The 16,544-nt window shown below is 71.7% G+C and carries 12 protein-coding genes; 5 read left to right on the top strand and 7 right to left on the bottom strand.

What is annotated here, in order from left to right; genetic code table 11:
- The first annotated feature begins 5 nt into the window (after positions 1–5).
- Positions 6–1,610, top strand: a complete 1,605-nt coding sequence (locus ACSP50_RS40565) for a chitinase (protein ID WP_052311846.1) — start codon at positions 6–8, stop codon at positions 1,608–1,610.
- A 209-nt stretch (positions 1,611–1,819) separates the two neighbouring features.
- On the opposite strand, the gene ACSP50_RS40560 is transcribed toward ACSP50_RS40565, so the two are convergent.
- Complete coding sequence (locus ACSP50_RS40560) at positions 1,820–2,485, bottom strand: DUF4097 family beta strand repeat-containing protein (protein WP_014695146.1); 666 nt, start codon at positions 2,483–2,485, stop codon at positions 1,820–1,822.
- A 209-nt stretch (positions 2,486–2,694) separates the two neighbouring features.
- Here ACSP50_RS40560 and ACSP50_RS40555 point away from each other — a divergent pair, with 209 nt between their 5' ends.
- The 4 genes from ACSP50_RS40555 to ACSP50_RS40540 all read left to right on the top strand — a co-directional run bounded on the left by ACSP50_RS40555 (position 2,695) and on the right by ACSP50_RS40540 (position 7,208).
- Positions 2,695–3,414, top strand: coding sequence for a GbsR/MarR family transcriptional regulator (locus ACSP50_RS40555; protein ID WP_014695145.1), 720 nt, complete (start codon positions 2,695–2,697; stop codon positions 3,412–3,414).
- 42 nt (positions 3,415–3,456) lie between these two features.
- Positions 3,457–3,678 (top strand): hypothetical protein, encoded by a 222-nt coding sequence (locus ACSP50_RS40550; RefSeq protein ID WP_014695144.1) that lies wholly within the window; start codon positions 3,457–3,459, stop codon positions 3,676–3,678.
- Positions 3,679–3,680: 2 nt separating this feature from the next.
- Positions 3,681–4,817: a flotillin family protein gene (locus tag ACSP50_RS40545; RefSeq protein WP_014695143.1), complete on the top strand. Its 1,137-nt coding sequence runs from the start codon at positions 3,681–3,683 to the stop codon at positions 4,815–4,817.
- 528 nt (positions 4,818–5,345) lie between these two features.
- Positions 5,346–7,208 carry a trypsin-like serine protease gene (locus tag ACSP50_RS40540; RefSeq protein ID WP_014695142.1) on the top strand — a complete coding sequence of 621 codons (1,863 nt, stop codon included), beginning with the start codon at positions 5,346–5,348 and terminating at the stop codon, positions 7,206–7,208.
- 67 nt (positions 7,209–7,275) lie between these two features.
- On the opposite strand, the gene ACSP50_RS42875 is transcribed toward ACSP50_RS40540, so the two are convergent.
- Genes ACSP50_RS42875 through ACSP50_RS40515 form a run of 6 tightly spaced genes read right to left on the bottom strand, consistent with a single transcriptional unit; the run spans position 7,276 to position 16,543 of the window.
- A complete protein-coding gene (locus tag ACSP50_RS42875) occupies positions 7,276–7,416 on the bottom strand; it encodes a hypothetical protein (protein ID WP_014695141.1) in 141 nt (46 codons plus the stop codon).
- 2 nt (positions 7,417–7,418) lie between these two features.
- On the bottom strand, positions 7,419–8,903 hold the full coding sequence (locus ACSP50_RS40535) for a GTPase domain-containing protein (protein ID WP_014695140.1): 1,485 nt from the start codon (positions 8,901–8,903) through the stop codon (positions 7,419–7,421).
- A 5-nt stretch (positions 8,904–8,908) separates the two neighbouring features.
- Positions 8,909–11,131, bottom strand: a complete 2,223-nt coding sequence (locus tag ACSP50_RS40530; RefSeq protein WP_014695139.1) for a GTPase-associated protein 1-related protein — start codon at positions 11,129–11,131, stop codon at positions 8,909–8,911.
- Positions 11,131–12,321, bottom strand: coding sequence for a hypothetical protein (locus tag ACSP50_RS40525; protein WP_014695138.1), 1,191 nt, complete (start codon positions 12,319–12,321; stop codon positions 11,131–11,133). Before ACSP50_RS40525 ends, ACSP50_RS40530 begins: the two co-directional genes overlap by 1 nt.
- Positions 12,322–12,323: 2 nt before the next feature.
- Positions 12,324–14,942: a fibronectin type III domain-containing protein gene (locus ACSP50_RS40520; protein ID WP_043513149.1), complete on the bottom strand. Its 2,619-nt coding sequence runs from the start codon at positions 14,940–14,942 to the stop codon at positions 12,324–12,326.
- Complete coding sequence (locus tag ACSP50_RS40515) at positions 14,939–16,543, bottom strand: Hsp70 family protein (RefSeq protein ID WP_014695136.1); 1,605 nt, start codon at positions 16,541–16,543, stop codon at positions 14,939–14,941. The genes ACSP50_RS40520 and ACSP50_RS40515 overlap by 4 nt, the downstream gene beginning before the upstream one ends.
- Position 16,544 lies beyond the last annotated feature (1 nt).

Raw genomic sequence — 16,544 nt, 5'->3', positions numbered from 1 at the left:
TTTTCATGACGGACCGCGCCACAGCCGTAGCCGCGCGAACGGGTATCGATCCGCTCGCCGACCCGGATTGGCAGGAACCGGAGCAGCCGCGCCGCCGGCTGTCGTGGACGAGGCTGGGAATGCTGGTGCTCGCGCTCGGTGCGGTCGGCGCCGGCGGCACCCTCGGCGTGATGCATCTGCGGGACACCTCCGGTCCGACCGCGAAGTCCTGGGCGGTGCCGTACGTCGACGTCACGCTGACCCCGACCTTCCAGTTCCAGGACCCGACCGCGAACCCGGCCAAGAACGTGGCCCTCGGCTTCGTCGTCGCCGACCCGAAGAGCGCCTGCGCCCCCAGCTGGGGCGGCGCCTACTCGCTGGACGCGGCGGCCACCTCGCTGGAACTCGACCGCCGGATCGACCAGTTGCGCCAGGCCGGCGGCGACATCACGCTGAGCCTCGGCGGGCTGGCCAACCAGGAGCTCGCGGTGGCGTGTGCCGACCAGGCCAAGCTCACCGACGCGTACCGCCAATTGGTGAAACGCTATGACGTGAAGACGCTCGACCTGGACATCGAAGGCACCGCCGTGGCCGACCAGGCGTCCCTGCAGCGCCGCGTGACAGCGGTCGCCGCGGTGCAGAAGGAGCGGGAGGCGGCCGGCAAGCCGCTCGCCGTGTGGCTGACCCTGCCGGTGACGCCGAACGGCCTCACCGACGACGGGGTCGGCGTGGTCCGCGGCATGCTCGACGGCGGTGTCGCGCTGCGCGGCGTCAACGTGATGACGATGGACTTCAACAACGGCGACAGCCACCCGAACATGCTGGGCCTGAGCACCAGCGCGCTGGACGGCACCCACAAGCAGCTCACCGACCTCTACCTGCGGCTCGGTCAGAAGCTCACCTCGCCGCAGGTCTGGTCGCGGATCGGGGCCACCCCGATGATCGGCCAGAACGACGTCGACGCCGAACGGTTCACCGTCGACAACGCCACCGGCCTGGCCACGTTCGCGGTCGACAAGGGCCTCGGCCGGGTCTCGATGTGGTCATTGAACCGGGACGCGCCCTGCCGCGGCACCTTCGCCAACGTGGTCGTGCACTCCAACACCTGCAGCGGCGTCGACCAGGACGCGCTGGCCTTCTCCAAGGTCTTCGCCGGTCTGCCCGGCAAGGCGGCCGGCAGCAGCAGCCAGGACTCGGTGGACATCCCGAACCAGGCGGCCACCGTCGACGACCCGAAGACCAGCCCGTACCCGATCTGGCGCCTGACCGCCCTCTACACCGGCGGCTACAAGGTGGTCTGGCACGGCGTGGTCTACGAGGCGAAGTGGGCCAACTCGGGCGTCGACCCGTCCGCCGCACCCGCCGCCGGCACGCAGAACGCCTGGTCGGTGATCGGCCCGGTGAGCCCGGTCGAGAAGGCCCCCAAGCCCACCCCGGCGGTCACCGGAGTCACCAGGATCTGGACCCCGGGCACCGCCTACCAGCGCGGCGACCGGGTCCTGTTGAACGGCCTGCCGTACGAGGCGAAGTGGACCACCAAGGGCGAGACCCCGTCGACCGAGTTCCCGATCGACGCCGACGACCCCTGGCACCCGCTCTTCAACGTCCCGGGCGAACCCACCACCAACTGACAGAACCCGATTCGCCGGTACGTCCATGGTCCGCGCCCGATCGCGCGTCGCGGACGTACCGGCCGGGACATCACCACGCCACCCGGCACGACCCTGCCGCGCCGGCCCCTTCCTCGACGTCTTCCGCTTCCTCCTGCGCATCCTGCGCGGCGCCGACCGCTGAAGCGGCGCAGCGCCCGGCCGCTCGGCCGGGCGCTGTCGCAGGATCGTCAGAGGCTGCGGGCGGTGATCGTGCCGTAGGAGGTGGTGGCGCGGATCGCCACCTCGACCTCGCCGCCGGCGTTGCGCAGCGAGTTGACGATCCGGCCGTACGAGGTGCCCGCGTCCAGCGAGGCGGAGACCCCCGCCGCGGTGTCCACGGTGATGTCGCCGGCCTGGGTGCTCAGCGTCAGGTCGCCGCCGGAGGTCTCGGCGATCCGGATGTCGCCCTTCTGCGTCCTGATCTCGGCTGCCCCGGTGAGCCGTCCGATGGTGACGTCGCCGGCGTCGGTGCTGACGTCGGCGCTCGCCGCCTCGTCCAGCTTGATCGCGCCGTGTGCGCCGCGGTGGACGACGTCGCCGAGCCGGCCGGCGCCACGGAACTCGGCGCTGGCCGCCCGCACTTCGACCCGGGAGCCGGCGGGCAACTGGACGGTCACCTCCACGGACCCGGAAGCCCCGAAGATCTGATTCTTCGCCTCGGCGACGATCCGCAGGATCCCGTCGGTGAAGTCGACCGCGGTCTGCTCGGCGACCTTGACGTCGCGGCTCTTCGCGGCGTCCAGCGGCCGGACCTCGACCACGGTGTCGGTGCGGTCGGCGGCGATGACCTGGACCCGGCCGGCCGGGATGTCGATGACGGCGGCGATGGCGGTGCGGGTGTCGTACTTCTTCATCGTTCTGCCCTGTCTGCTCGGTGTTTCTGACATGAGAAACGCTACGTTGCGTTCGCAGAACGGGCAACATACTCGTTGCGATGGGTAAGCATCACTGCAGCTCAGGGTTAGGAAATCATTGCAATGGTGATGAAAGTGAATGCAACGCCGTTGCAATGGAATAGCGGTGAACGCTACGCTGAGCCGGGACCGGGGAGAGGGAGTGCACGATGCCGGGCGGCAGGCTCAGTCAGCAGGAACGTCATCAGATCGCGCTGGGGTTGGCCGACGGCCTCGCCTACGCGGAGATCGCCCGGCGGCTCGACCGGCCCACCTCGACGATCACCCGCGAGGTGCTGCGCAACGGCGGTCCGGCCGGCTACCGCGCCGACCTGGCCCAGCACGCCACCGAGCGCCGCGTCCGCCGGCGCCGGCAGTCCGCCGCCCGCGGCCCGGAGACACCGGCGTCGCCCTCCGGTCGCGACGACGCCGCCATCCGGGAGTACGAGGAGTCCTTCACCGCCGTCCTGATGGCCTCCGGCCTGCCCCGGATGGTGGCCCGGGTGCTGACCTGCCTCTACACCTCCGACACCAGCCCGACCGCCGCCGACCTGGTCGGCCGCCTGCAGGTCAGCAAGGCCTCGGTGTCCAAAGCGGTCGCCCTGCTGGAGAGTCTCGGCCTGATCCGCCGCGAGCGCGACAAAAGTCGCCGGGAACGGTACGTAGTCGACGACGACGCCCTCTATCAGTCGATGATCGCCAGCGCCCGGGCCAACGAACGGCTCGCGGTGACCGCTCGGGAGGGGGTGCGCCTGCTCGGTCCGGACACGCTTTCCGCGGCCCGGCTGGAGAACATCGCCCGCTTCGCCGACTTCGTCGGGGAGAGCATCGTCCGCGCCGCCGAACAGGCCCGTGCCCTGCTCTCCACCAGGCCACCGGCCGCCGGCTGAATGGGGCGGCGCGGGCTCGCACGGCAGGAGCACAATGCAGGCGTGACGAGAGAAACGCTGGTCGGCCGGATCGGAACGGTGATCACCGCGATCCGCGGCGGCGAGCGTGCGGGGGAGGTGCGTCTGGTGGTCGCCGGTATCGCGCACTACTACCTCGCCTACGCGGCCGCACCCGTTCCTCCCGGTTCCGAGGTGCTCGTCATCAATCACCGTGGCGCACGCCAAATCGACGTCGAGCCATGGCCCATCGAAGAAGGGCTGTAGGAATGTTCGGTTATCGGGTGCCCGCCCCCAACGAGGCGCTGCTCATCAGCGGTCGGAAACAGCGGGGTGCGGACGCGTTGCCGTTCAAAATCGTCACCGGACATGGCGTCTTCGTCATGCCCGTCTTCTCCAAGGCCACCCGCCTCACGCTGGCGATGCAGGAGGCCGAGGTGGTCGAGGACTGCTACACCAAGCAGGGCCTGACCCTCGGCGTGCAGGCGGTGATCGCGTTCAAGGTCGGTGACGACCACGAGTCGATCGCCGCGGCCGCCCGCCGGTTCCAGGGCGACCAGGGGCAGATGCCCACGCTGGTCGGCCGGATCTTCTCGGGCCACCTGCGCAGCATCATCGGCAGCATGACGGTCGAGTCGATCATCCGGGAGCAGCAGACTCTCGCGGACGCGATCGTCGACGCCAGCAAGACCGAGATGGCCCGGATCGGCCTCGCCGTCGACTCTCTGCAGATCAGCAGCATCGACGACAAGGGTGTCGGCTACATCAAGGCGCTGGCGGCACCGCACCAGGCCCGGGTCAACCAGGAGGCGCAGGTCGCCCAGGCCGCCGCCGACCGGGAGAGCGCGATGGCCCAGCAGGAGAGCGCCCGCCACCAGGCGGAGTACTCGCGGCAGACGGCGATCGCCAAGGCCCAGTTCCAGGCCGAGATCGATCAGGCTCAACAGACCGCGTCCCAGGCCGGCCCGCTCGCCGCCGCCCGGGCCGCCCAGGAGGTGCTCGCCGAGCAGGCGCTGGTCGCGCAGAAGAACGCCGAGCTGCGTCAGGCCCAGCTGATCGCCGAGGTGGTCCGCCCGGCCGAGGCCGAGGCCGAGCGGATCCGCGCCCTGGCCCGCGCCGAGGCGGATGCCACCAAGCTGTCCGCCGAGGCCGCCGCCGCCCAGGACCGGATCGCCCTGGACCAGGCCATCATCGACAAGCTGCCGGAGATGCTCCGCGCCGCCGCCGAGGGCCTGCAGGGTGCCAACGTCACCGTTCTGGACGGCGCCGAGGGCCTGAACAGTGTCGTCGCCTCGCTCGCCGCCCAGGGCATGACCATGCTGGAGACGCTGCGCAGCGGCATGCGCCCCGAGCCGGCCCAGCCGGGCAACGCGGTCGCCCCGATCAACGCCAAGTCGGTCGCCTGACCCCGCCGCGGCGCCGGGCTCCGGCCCGGCGCCGCGGTCTTTCCCGTGCCCGGTACGCCGTGCCGACCCCCGTCGTGACCGGTCGCGGAGAGCTCCCGCCGGACGCCGCTCGATCGTCTCCGTCGAGCCGCACCGAGCGCCGATTCCCGTCCGGGAAAGTCACTGAAAATTCATCGCGAGGGCCTGTTTCGACAACCGTCTTTGGACGCCGGTACGGACCCGTACGTTCCGGCGGCGCAAGATAGCCGTTCGGACAGTTTTTCGCCAGTGGTGATCGCCTCAAACCCGCTGGCCAGGGCTTCGTCCAATTTGCTGATATCGAAACAGCAACTTTCCTGTGAAAGGGTCTTTCCAGGTCAAGATCTGACTTGTTAGCGTGTCGCTCCCGGCCTTACATCGAGCCACGGAAGATCACGGATCCATCGACATCCCTTGTGATCAACCGAGCGCTGACATGCGGTGTACGCCGGGTCACGAGGCCCCCTTGGCCTCGTGGCAAATCGGGGAAATTCCGACAGGAGACTTCGCGTGCCCAAGAAGACCACGCGTCGCCGCATCGCCAGTGCGCTGACGGGGGTGTCAGTGGCGGCCGCTGCGGTCGCGCTGGTTCAGCTTCCGGCCTCGGCGGCTGGAAGCACCGGCGGAAGTGCGCTGCTGCCGCCAATTCCGGCGAACGCCCGCCACTTCGCACTGCCCTACGACAAGATCCCGGCCGGAGCCGTGAAGGCGAAGACCGGTCCGCTGAAGGCCGGCAAGCGCGCCAAGGCCTTCCAGACGCCGGGCTCGAAGACGAAGATCGTCAACGGTGACATCGCCCACTCGGCGGACTTCCCGGGCGTCGTCGGCATCCAGTCCGACTTCATCGCCAATGACGCCAACGGCAACCCGGCGTGGTGGACCAGCACCTGCACCGGCACCGTTCTCAGCCCGACCCGGGTGCTCACCGCCGGCCACTGCACGGTCGACCTGCCCTACGGCTACACCCAGGTGATCGCCGGTCGGGACAACCTGGCCGACAACACCTCCGGTTTCGTCGCGCGGGTCTCCAACACCTGGCTGCACCCGAGCTACAACTACCAGGCGCAGGTCACCGACCCGCAGAACACCCCGCCGAAGAACGACGTCAGCGTCCTGGACCTGAAGGACGCGCTGCCCGACGTCTACAAGGCGACCGACCTGATCGCCCAGGGGGCGGCCGACCCGGCCGCCGGCCAGGACGCGACCATCGTGGGTTACGGCATCACCAAGGAGGGCGGCAGCGACTCCGGCGTGCTGCACTCCGCGACGGTGCAGACCCAGAAGGACAGCACCTGCACCCAGCCGAGCCAGTTCGGCACCCAGTTCGACCCGACGACGATGCTCTGCGCCGGCGACGTGGTCAACCACAAGGACACCTGCCACGGTGACTCGGGCGGCCCGATCTTCCTCGGCGGCCCCGCGGCCCGCGTCGAGATCGGCGTCACCAGCTGGGGCAACGTCTGCGGCGGTGCCTACTACGGCGCCTACGCGGCTCTGAACCAGCTCTCCGGGGCGGTCAAGGCGCAGGTCACCAACCTCCAGCCGACCAACCTGGACTTCACCGGTGACGGTCACTCGGACCTCATCGTCCGGGAGCCGGGCACCGGCTACCTGATCGTCGCTTCCGGCGCCGGCACCCTGGTCGGCACGCCGTACATCGACGAGACGTCGTCGTACGACGTGGGCTTCAACTACTACCGCTACCTGGACAAGAGCCACAACTACGAGGCCTACTCCAAGCTGTTCCGGGTCACCAACTGGAACGCGGACGGCAACGAGTCGATCTTCGGCCGGGACCGGAACGGCACCCTGTGGCAGTGGAAGGGTGACGGCCGCGGCGATCTGGTCTCCACCACGCCGACCAAGATCGGCAGCGGCTGGAACATGTTCACCGACATCGTGGTGACCAACAACTGGAACGGTGACGGCCGCTCCAACCTGCTGGGCCGCAAGGCCGACGGCACGCTGGTGATCTACAACAGCGACGGTGCCGGCGGCTGGGAGAACCCGCAGGGCACGGTCATCGGCTCCGGCTGGAACCAGTTCAACACCGTGCTGACCCCGGGCTCCTGGCTCGGTGACGGCCACCAGTCGCTGATCGGCCGCAACGCCGCCGGCGAGCTGTGGCTGTACAACAGCAACGGTCACGGTGGCTGGATCAACCCGCGCGGCACCAAGCTCGGCACCGGCTGGAACGGCATGCCGACCTTCATGTCCCCGGGTGACTTCGACGGTGACAACCTGGTCGACCTGATCGGTGTCCGCACCAACGGTGACCTCTACCTGTACCCGACCAACGGCAAGGGTGCCTGGAAGAACGGCCGCGGCAAGCTCCTCGGCTACAGCTGGGACTACTACAAAGCCGTGTTCTGATCCACCAGCTTCACCGGACGGCCCCCGCGGGATCTCCCGCGGGGGCCGCTCCGCTTTCCGGCCGGCCTCACTTCGTGAAGCTGTGCAGGAGGTCGATCAGTACGCTCACCAGCAGCAGCAGGGCGGCGAGGGTGAGCACGCAGACGACCGCCGCGGTCGCGTAGTAGAAGGCCCGGCGCCAGCGGCGGTAGGGATTGACCGTGACCATCGTCAGTTCACCCCGTATCGCCGGAGGGTCCAACCCAGCAGCTCGTGCACGTTCGGGTCGGTCGCACCGGGATCGAAGACCGCGGTGGTGTGGAAGTAGCGGACCTCCCCGAACGATTTCTCGATCGACCGCACCATGTTCGCCATCCCCACCCGGTCCCGGAGCCAGCCGCGCACGTCGTCGTCGATCCCGTCGCCGATCGGCAGGCCCGCGGTCAGGTCGCTCTTGGTCACCGCGACCGCCAGGGCCTTGTCCGCGGTCCGCACCCCCATCCCGGTCAGGTTGTCCAGCACCTGCTCGAAGATGTAGCTCGGCGGCTGCGCGGAGCGGATCGCCCGGTATCGCTGCTGTGTCGCGGGATCCAGCGAGTTCCACACGTCCGGGATCGCGAACGGGTCGATGACCAGGACGAAGGCGTGCGCCCCGCGGAGGAACCGGCGAGCCTGCAGGCGGGCCGAGTCGCTGAAGTCCTCGCCGGGCGGGTCGTAGATGTGGACCAGCCGCCGCACCCGGTTCGCGGTCAGGTTGAACGAGTACGCCCGCACCGCGTCCTCCGCGATGGTCTTCCGGGTGGCGCCCCGGACCTGCAGCGCCTCCCGCATCTCGGCGAGGGCGTTCCCGGTCGGCACATCCGCCGGGGTGGCCCGCGGCAGCAGGGTTTCCGCCAGGGCCAGCATCATCCGGGTCTTGCCGGCGCTGGTCGCGCCCAGCATCGGCATCACGATCTCGCGCGCGGTGCCGGCCCCGGAGGCCATCGCCGCGTGGCAGTGCGGGCAGTACGCCGTCATCCGGTGGCTGCCCAGCACCAGCAGTGTCGGCATCCGGTAGCCGCACGCGCAGGTGCGCCGCAGCAGCCCGTACCGTCCGGGCCGGACGTCCTCGTGCCGGTGCGTGCACTCCGGGTTGGGGCAGTCGTAGGCCGGATACACCACCCGGTGGTGGCAGGACGGGCAGGTCAGTTTGATGCCGCGCAGGTGGGACAGCGCCGAGTCGACGCCGCGCAGCAGGTACAGCAGGCTCTTGCCCAGCACGAACAGCAGGCCCCAGACCAGCAGGGCGCCGAGCGCCACGAAGATCATCACCAGGCCGCTGATCGCCGCGCCGCCGACCGTGCCGACGGTGACCAGAACGCCGACCGCTTTGCGATAACTGCTCATGCTGAACTGGAAGAATTCGCGTTTCAGCCAGCTCCGGGTGAGGTCCGCCTGCCGTTTCGTCTCCTGCGCGGTGAGCAGGGCGACCTGCTGCAGGTCACGCCCGGCCGGCCCGGACAGGTAATGGACGTGGGCGGGCACGTCCCGCGGCTCGGGCACCGGGACGGAGGCGTCCGGCCGTCGCACGCCCAGCGCCTGGCCGCTGGCCTTGAGGTAGGCGCCGGCGCAGCGGACGAGGATCACGCCACTGGTGATGATGATCAGCGGGATGCCGAGGATCAGGAAGGCGGCCCCGACGAGCAGATACCAGGCGATGGTGAACAGCAGGGGCATGGTGGTCACCGCTTCCGGGGGAGGAACCGGCTGAAACGGCCCGGCACGCGCGTCTCACGCCACTGACGGACGTACCCCGGCAAGCCTTTGATCGTGCTTTTCGCCAGAAATCTCTCCAGGTCGTCGAGATCGCGGGTCTTCCACCGGGCGACCGTCGCGGTCAGCACCTCGTCGAGCTCCGCATACCGCTTCGGGTGGGTGTGCAGCAGTTCGAACGTGGTGGCGGCGACGGCCAGGTCGGCCGGCCGCCGGTCGAGCGTGCGGCTCAGCTGGTCGCGGTAGTGGCGACGGATCTCCGGCGGCACGGCCGGCAGCAACTCGGCGAGTGCCCGGGCGTCCTGTGTAACCAGCAGTGCGGGCAGTTGGGAGCCGAGCCAGGCACGCGCCGGCTGGCCGACATGTCCAAAGTAGTCGACCACCGCGCGCGCCGGGGAAGCCGACCGGATCATCTCCCGGGCGGCGCGGAGTTGCTCGACGTGGGTCCGGGCGGCCGGCGACATCCGGCCGGTGAGTTCGCGGACCGCGGCGAAGTCGGCAGCGGCCACGTAGTGCGGCCATCCGCCCGGTGGCACCTGGGTCCGCGCCAGCACCCGGTCCAGCAGCTCGACCAGCGCCGCCGACTCCCAGAACTCGTCCGGGGCCTCGCGGATCACCTCAGCGGCCTCCTCCAGACCCCAGCCGCCGGCCCACAGCGCCGCGAGCACCGCGCGGTCCGGTCCGAGAAGGCGCAGTGCGGGCACCCGTTTCGCCGGATCGGTCGCCGCGCGGGACAGCTGCAACAGGCGCTGCAGCGCGGGGTAGGCCTGCAGTTCGGCATCCGGCGCGCCCAGCTGTTCGAGGGCGGGCAGCACCCCGGGATCGCCGGCGACCCGGGCCAGCCCCTGCAGCACTCCCCGCCGCAGTGCCGGCACGTCCCCGAGCGGGCGCGGGTCGACAAGGATCAAGGGCAGGATCAATTCTCGGCCGTACGCGGTCAACTCCTGATCCGTCAGCTCCACCCCGGCCCGGACGGCCAGGTCGAGCACAGCCGCCGTGTCCGCCCCCGGCACCGCCCCGTCGAGCCGGGTCAGCACCTGCTGCCGGGCATACCGCCGCGCTTCCGGCGTTTCCAGCCGCGGCGCGGGGGCCTGCGACGGATCGCGCAGCAGCATGTCGAACGCGCTGACCTCGGCCGCCGCTCGCAGATCCGGATCACCGGCGGCCACCTCGACCAGGGTGAGGCACTGCGGCAGGGTGAGCGCCTCGTGGTCGAGGCACGCCTCGGCGATCGGCGCGACCGCCCGGGGCCCGAGCCGGGCGGCGTTGCCGGGCAGCCAGTCCAGCACGGCGGCCAGGTCCCCGTCGGTGACCGGCAGCCGTTCGCAGAGCGCGGCGGCCGCCACCGCCGGGTACCAGCCGTCGAAATCCTCCGCCGCGGCGTAGTCGCCGGCCAGGTCCCAGAGGATCCGCGCGTTCTCCGGGCCGGCCGCGGTGAGCAGCTCGGCCAGCGGGTGCTCGTCGGCCGCCGACTCCGGCCCGCCGGTCAGGTCGAAGACCGCGAAGCTGCGCAGTACCGGCTCGGTCACCTCGAAGCCGCTGCCCGGAACCGTGCCGATCAGGTGTTCCCGGCCGCGGCCCGGCTGGTACTGATAGGTGGCGAAGGCGAAGCGCCGGACCATCCCCGGGGGCAGCAGGTCGCACAGGGCACCGATGCAGCGGGCCACGTCGGCGCTCCGCTCGGCCACGACGATCACCGGGCGGCCCTCGGCGACGACGGCCCGCGCGACCGCGGTGAGCATCCGTGGCAGCCGGCCGATCTCCGGTGACGGGTCCGGCCGGCCGGCCGGCACCGGGGTCAGCTCCGGCAGCTCGCGGGAGTCCGACTCGGTGTGGACCCAGAAATCCGCCGCCCAGAAGTCGATCGGCCGCGCACCCTCGAAGCCGGCGGGAAGGCTCAGCGCGTGCACGAAGTAGTTGCCGAGCCGGTGCGAGTAGTCGGTGCCGACGAACACCGTGCGGGCCAGGACGGCCGGCTCACCGGGCAGGTAGCAGAGGTTCACCGGGGCGTCCGCGATCTGCTCGGCGGTCGGCTCCCAGCCCAGCGAGCGCGGCGGCTGATACGCCGTGGCCTGCTCCACCCGGCGCAGCACGGCCTCGCTGATCCCGGGCGTCACCGCGTTGAACTGGAAGCCGGGGAAGCCGCTCAGCCCGGACAGGCACGACGTGTAGTACATCTGCGGGACGCCCATCAGTCCCTCCCCGTCTCGATCACCTTGAGCCGGCTGAGCAGCCAGAGGAACGGGTCGGCGACGCGGTGCGGCTGGATGCCGGACTCGGCCACCCGCTGCCGGGAGGCGATCCCCACGGACGGGACGGCGCCCAGGGCGGACAGCGCGAAATACCGGTACGTCCGGTAGTGCTTGTGCAGGAGCTGGTCGATCTGCCCGCCCTCCCATTCCTGCAGCAGCGCCTGCACGTGGTCGTGCAGGGCCACGCTGTCGCGTTCCGGGAAGAACGGCTCGTCCGGCGCGGGCTGGCGCAGCGGGCTGTCCGCGGGCAACGCCTCCCAGAGCACGTCCACCTTGGAGAACGCGATCGCCACCGGCACGTCGATCATCCGGTGCGGGCCGGTGCCGGGCAGGTTCTGCAGCACCTCGGTGACCCGGGTGAGGATGTTGAGCGGGGTGTCGCCGGCCGCCGCCGGGCCGGGCAGCAGGCTCGGGTCCAGGCCGAGAGTCGCCGGCAGCCCGGGCACGGTCAGCGGGTCGAGCAGCACGATGATCCCGTCCGCGCTGCTCAGATAGCCGACGTTCTGCGCCACCCCGCGCGCCGACTCGAGGTCCTCGCCGGCGGTGTCGAAGAACGACAGCACGGTGTGCCGCAGCGTGCTGCGGAACCGTTTCCGCTCGCCGAGCGAGAACTTGAAGACGAACGGCTGCCGCCCCTGCTCGTCGGCCCGGGCCGGCCGGGTGGTCGCCGGCAGCACCCGATCGGTGTAGAGCGCGTGCTCCTCGGCCCCGAACTCCCGGCGGGTCCGCTCGTCGGCGCCGAGCACCGCGGCGTCGAACCGCCGGCCGACCCGGTGGATCAGCTCGTGCATCAGCACCGTGGTGAAGACCGACTTGCCGCTGAACTTGGCGCCGATCATCGCCACCATCCGGGTGTCGAGCTTGCCGTAGTGCACCGGCAGCTGCGCGTGACAGTGCGGGCAGAGCTGGATCGTCGCGGTGTTGCCGCACTGCGGGCAGACCGCGGACAGCTTCCGGCCGTTGGCGACCACCACCGGCGGCACCTCGTCCCGGTCGCCCAGCTCCACCCGGACCGGATCGGGCGCCGGCCGGCAGAACTTCCCGTCGGCCGCGCGCAGCCCGCTGCAGCGGAACAGCATGTCCCGCTCGGCGAACTGCCGATAGCAGTACGGGCAGGTCAGTCGCGCCATGGTCAGCCGCCCCCCGGGATTCCCTTGAGCACCACGTCCGACCCGCCGCCGGCCGGATCGTCGACGAAACAGCCCAGCCGGTACGGCCCGCGCGCGCTCTGCACCGGCACCTCCACCGACACCGGGTGGCCCGGCTCGAGGCGCTGCGCCGGGATGCGTACCACCGCGGTGCCCTGATCGGCGCGCAGCGGCACGATCCGGCCCGGCGACTGCACCACCACCAGATCCGGCAGCGGGCACGGCTGTTCGGCGGTCAGCTCCAGCCGGGTCCGCCGCCGGAACGTGCCGGCCTGCACGAACCGGTAGTGCACCGGCACGCCGCCGCCGGCCACCCGCGCGGTGACCGGGGTGCCGACGGTCTCGCCCTCGTCGTCGCGGCTCACCGTGGACACCGCGACGGTGACCGCGCCGATCCCGGGGCCGATCTCCACGCCGCCGTCGTCCCGGTAGGCGCGCAGCCAGCAGTCGACCTGCCGGGCCTGCTCCGGGGCGTCGTCGTGCCACCACCGCACCCGGGCCAGCGAGACGCCCTCCGGCCAGGTCCAGCTGAGTCGCACCAGCGGGCCGACCCGCCGGGCCCGCAACCCGCTGACCGGCGCCACATTCGTCACCGTGACGGTCGGCCCGACCACCACCCGGCCGGCCCCGGTGCTGAAGGCGGTCACGAACACCCGCCCTGCGGGCATCGGGACCGTCAGCGAGGCGCGGTCCGCTTTCCCCGGCATTTCCCGGCCGTACGTCGACAGCTCCGCCCCGCTGATCTCCGCGCCCCGGCTCCACCGCGGCCGGTGTGCCGAGGCGCGCACCGTCACGTCGCCGCTCTCCGGCGGCGTCCAGGTCAGTCGCAACCGGGCCGGACCCGGCCCGGGCAGCGGCTCCGCGGTCAGGCCGGGCACCGCGGTCGGGGCGGCCTGCGGGGTGGCCGCCACGGTGATCCCGGCCGACAGCGCGGGATAGCCGGCCCGGATCCGGTAGCGGTACTCGACGTCCGGTCGCAGCCCGTCGTCGCTGAACCCGGTGCGCCCGGCCGTGACGGCGACCCCGCCCGGCTCCCGGACCACGGTGCAGCCGGTCAGGTCGGGCCGGGCCGACCAGGTGACCCGCACGCTCGTCTCGTCGGCCGCCACCTGCACCCCGGTGACCTCGGGCAGCAGCGACACCGGCCCGGCGGCGGCCCCCGGCGACCAGACCCCGTCGGCCCGGGTCGCGAACACCGTGTAGAAGAGGTCGTCGCCGGCCGGGGCGTCCGGATCGGACAGCTCGTTGCCACCGGTGCGGCCGACCACGTCACCGTCGGTGGCCGAGCCCGCCGGCCGCTGCCGGGTGCGCACCACCTGGTAGGTGACTCCGCCGGTGCGCGCCGGGCCGGGCGTCCAGCCGATCGTCACCCGGTCCCCGGCCGCGCTGCCGGCCCGCACCGCGGATGCCGGTGGTGGGGCCAGCGTGCGCAGCCGGTCGGCCAGATCGGTGTCGTCGGCGGCCTCGCGCACCGCGGTGGCCAGCACCTCGGCCGCAGACTCCGGGCGCCCCGCGGCGATCTCCCGCTGCGCCCGTGCGGCCAGCTCGCCGACCCGCGCGACGGCGGCCAGCACCCGGTCGCGCACCTCCGCGCCGTCCCCGGCGGGCAGGGTCGACAGCAGCCGCTCGGCCGCCCGCAGCGCACCCGCGGCGAGCAACTCCTCGATCTCGCCGGCCACGTCCCGGCGGGCCGGCGCCCGGCTGCCCCGGTTCAGCACGGCCAGCGCGAAGTCCTCCGCCTCCTCACGCTGCAGACCCAGCCGGGCCACCTCGCGGGCCACCACGCGCAGCTTGCCCAGCCCGGCGGCCGGGCGGACCGCCTCGGTCAGCTCCCAGAGCACCAGCTGGTCGAGGGTGCCGTCGCCGAGCGCGGCGGCCAGCGCGGTCAGCAGGTTGTCGGCCGCGGTCTTCCGCTCGTCCTGTCTGCGGCGTTCGGCCCGGCGGCGGGCCGCGTCGAGCTGTGCCACGGTCAGCGGGCGGCCGTCGACCCGCAGGCCGCGGCGCAGGGTGAACCCGGTGAGCGGCTTCTCGTCGGCCAGCACGTGCAGGGAGAGCGGCAGCCCGAGGGTGCGCACACTGCTCAGCACCGTGCGGGCCCGGGCCGGCGGGGTCTCCGGCAGCGGCCACAGCTCGTCGGCGACCCGGACCCGGCGCCGGCCCAGCAACTCCCGCAGCTGCGCCTCGACCGCCGCCCCGCCCAGCGGCGCGGCCGCGCTGGCCAGCGCGGCGGCGGACACCACCGGGTCGCCGGCCAGCTCCTTGACGATCTCGTCGAGCTGCCGGCCGGTCTCCCGCGCGGTGCGTTCCCGCTCGGTCCGGAAATGCTCGGCGGTGAGCCGGTCCTGCTCGCGCAGCCGCTGGTGGGCGGCGTTCAGGGCATCGACGATCTTCCGGTACGCGATCCGCTGCGCGCCCAGCGCCTGCCAATATTTGACGACGGTGGTGACGTGCGCGTCGAAGGCGGCACCGCGGGGCAGCCGGGCCGGGTCGAGCGCGTACCGCCGGCACAGGTCGGCCGGCGGGGTGTTCCCGTTGCGCCGGGCCGGGTCCAGCACCTCATCGCGGTACCGCTCGGCGTCGAACATCGCCCCGGCCGCCGTCACGCCGAGACGTGGTAGCGCGCCACCGCGTTCCGCGCCGCGGACACCTGCTCGTCGGTCAGCCCGCCCCGGATCTGCACCTCGATGTCCAGGTCCTTGCCGGTCTTCAGCTCCACCGCGTGCACGCGCAGCAGCCCGTCGGCCGCCATCTGGAAGCTGATGTCGATCGGCGAGCCGACCGGCAACGGCGGCAGGCCGCTGATCAGGCCCTCGGCGATGTGCTCGTTGTCCTCGACGGCGTCCGACTCGACCGCGCCGGACTGCTCCCAGATCTCCACCGCGACCTCGACCTGGTTCGGGTACGCGGTGCCGAACCGGTGCGGCTCGGTCTCGGCCGGCAGCGGCGTGTTGGCCCGCAGCACGTGCGTGACGGTGAAGTGCTCACGGCCGCCGGACAGGTCGACCACCTTGACCCCGAAGGCCCGCGGCACCACCGTGGCGACCCGCTTGCCGGCCAGCGCGCGCACCTTCTCCGCCGGGATGTTCAGCCGCTCGGCGACCTCGTCGACCACCTCGGCCGGGGCCTCGCCGCCCGACGCGGGCAGGTGCACCTTGACCGACTCGATCAACGCGTACCGCGCGGCGCCCTTGGCCACCGCCAGGTCGGGGTCGTGCATCCGGGGCGTGAGGCCGAGCGACTCCAGCGCGGCGCTGACCGCCGGCATCCGGCTCGAACCGCCGACCAGCAGCACGTCGTCGAAGTCGGTGACACCCCGCCCGGCCGCGGTCTCCAGGGTGCGCCGGGTGATCGTGACGGTGCGCTCCAGCAGGTCCGAGGTGAGCTCCTCGAACTTCTCCCGGGACACCTCGATCTGCGCGGTGTCCCCGCCGAACCGGGCGTTGAACCGGCGGCTCTGCATCCGGCTCAGCTGCTTCTTGATGTCCTCGGCGCCGGCCGCCAGCCCCTGCAGGAACTCCTCGTCGTCGGCCGCCTCCGAACCGGGGTGCTCGGCCAGGAACCGCTCCAGCAGGTACTCCGCGAGGCGGTCGTCCCAGTCGGCGCCGCCCAGGTGGTGGTCGCCGTCGGTGCAGACGACCTGGATCTCGTCGGGGGACACGCGGATGACGGTGGTGTCGAAGGTGCCGCCGCCCAGGTCGTACACGAACAGGGTCTTCGTTCCTCCGGTGTTGATCGCGTCGTAGTGCAGCGCGGCCGCGACCGGCTCGTCCACCATGCTCAACACGTTGAGGCCGGCGATCTCGCCGGCCTTGCGGGTGGCGTCGCGTTCGGCGACGCCGAAATACGCCGGGACGGTGATCACCACATCCCGGACCGGCTCGCCCAGGCTCTCCGTGGCGGCGTCGGCCAGCTCCCGCAGGATCAGCGCGGAGATCGACTCCGGGGTGTGCGTCTGCCCGTGCACGGTGATCTCGAACGGCCGGCCCATCTGCCGCTTGATCAGTGAGACCACCTGATCCGGATGGATCTTGGCGACGGCCTTGGCCTCCTTGCCGACCACCACGTTGTCCGGGCTCTCGAAATAGACGACCGACGGGGTGGTGTCGTCACCCGGCCGGTTCTTGACGATCGCCGGCCGGCCGGTGTCGTCGATGTGCGCGACGCACGAATACGTCGTGCCGAGGTCGATGCCGAAGGTCGCCATG

It is taken from the genome of Actinoplanes sp. SE50/110 (genome assembly GCF_900119315.1).
Classification (GTDB): Bacteria; Actinomycetota; Actinomycetes; order Mycobacteriales; family Micromonosporaceae; genus Actinoplanes.
Note: the sequence above shows the minus strand (reverse complement) of the source record. Positions and strands in the feature narration are given on the sequence as shown.

Coding starts and splice junctions, on each gene's coding strand:
- ACSP50_RS40560 (WP_014695146.1), bottom strand. CDS start 2,485: ATGAAGAAGTACGACACCCGCACCGCCATCGCCGCCGTCATCGACATC.
- ACSP50_RS42875 (WP_014695141.1), bottom strand. CDS start 7,416: ATGGTCACGGTCAATCCCTACCGCCGCTGGCGCCGGGCCTTCTACTAC.
- ACSP50_RS40565 (WP_052311846.1), top strand. CDS start 6: ATGACGGACCGCGCCACAGCCGTAGCCGCGCGAACGGGTATCGATCCG.
- ACSP50_RS40525 (WP_014695138.1), bottom strand. CDS start 12,321: ATGGCGCGACTGACCTGCCCGTACTGCTATCGGCAGTTCGCCGAGCGG.
- ACSP50_RS40530 (WP_014695139.1), bottom strand. CDS start 11,131: ATGGGCGTCCCGCAGATGTACTACACGTCGTGCCTGTCCGGGCTGAGC.
- ACSP50_RS40535 (WP_014695140.1), bottom strand. CDS start 8,903: ATGCCCCTGCTGTTCACCATCGCCTGGTATCTGCTCGTCGGGGCCGCC.
- ACSP50_RS40515 (WP_014695136.1), bottom strand. CDS start 16,543: ATGGCGACCTTCGGCATCGACCTCGGCACGACGTATTCGTGCGTCGCG.
- ACSP50_RS40555 (WP_014695145.1), top strand. CDS start 2,695: ATGCCGGGCGGCAGGCTCAGTCAGCAGGAACGTCATCAGATCGCGCTG.
- ACSP50_RS40545 (WP_014695143.1), top strand. CDS start 3,681: ATGTTCGGTTATCGGGTGCCCGCCCCCAACGAGGCGCTGCTCATCAGC.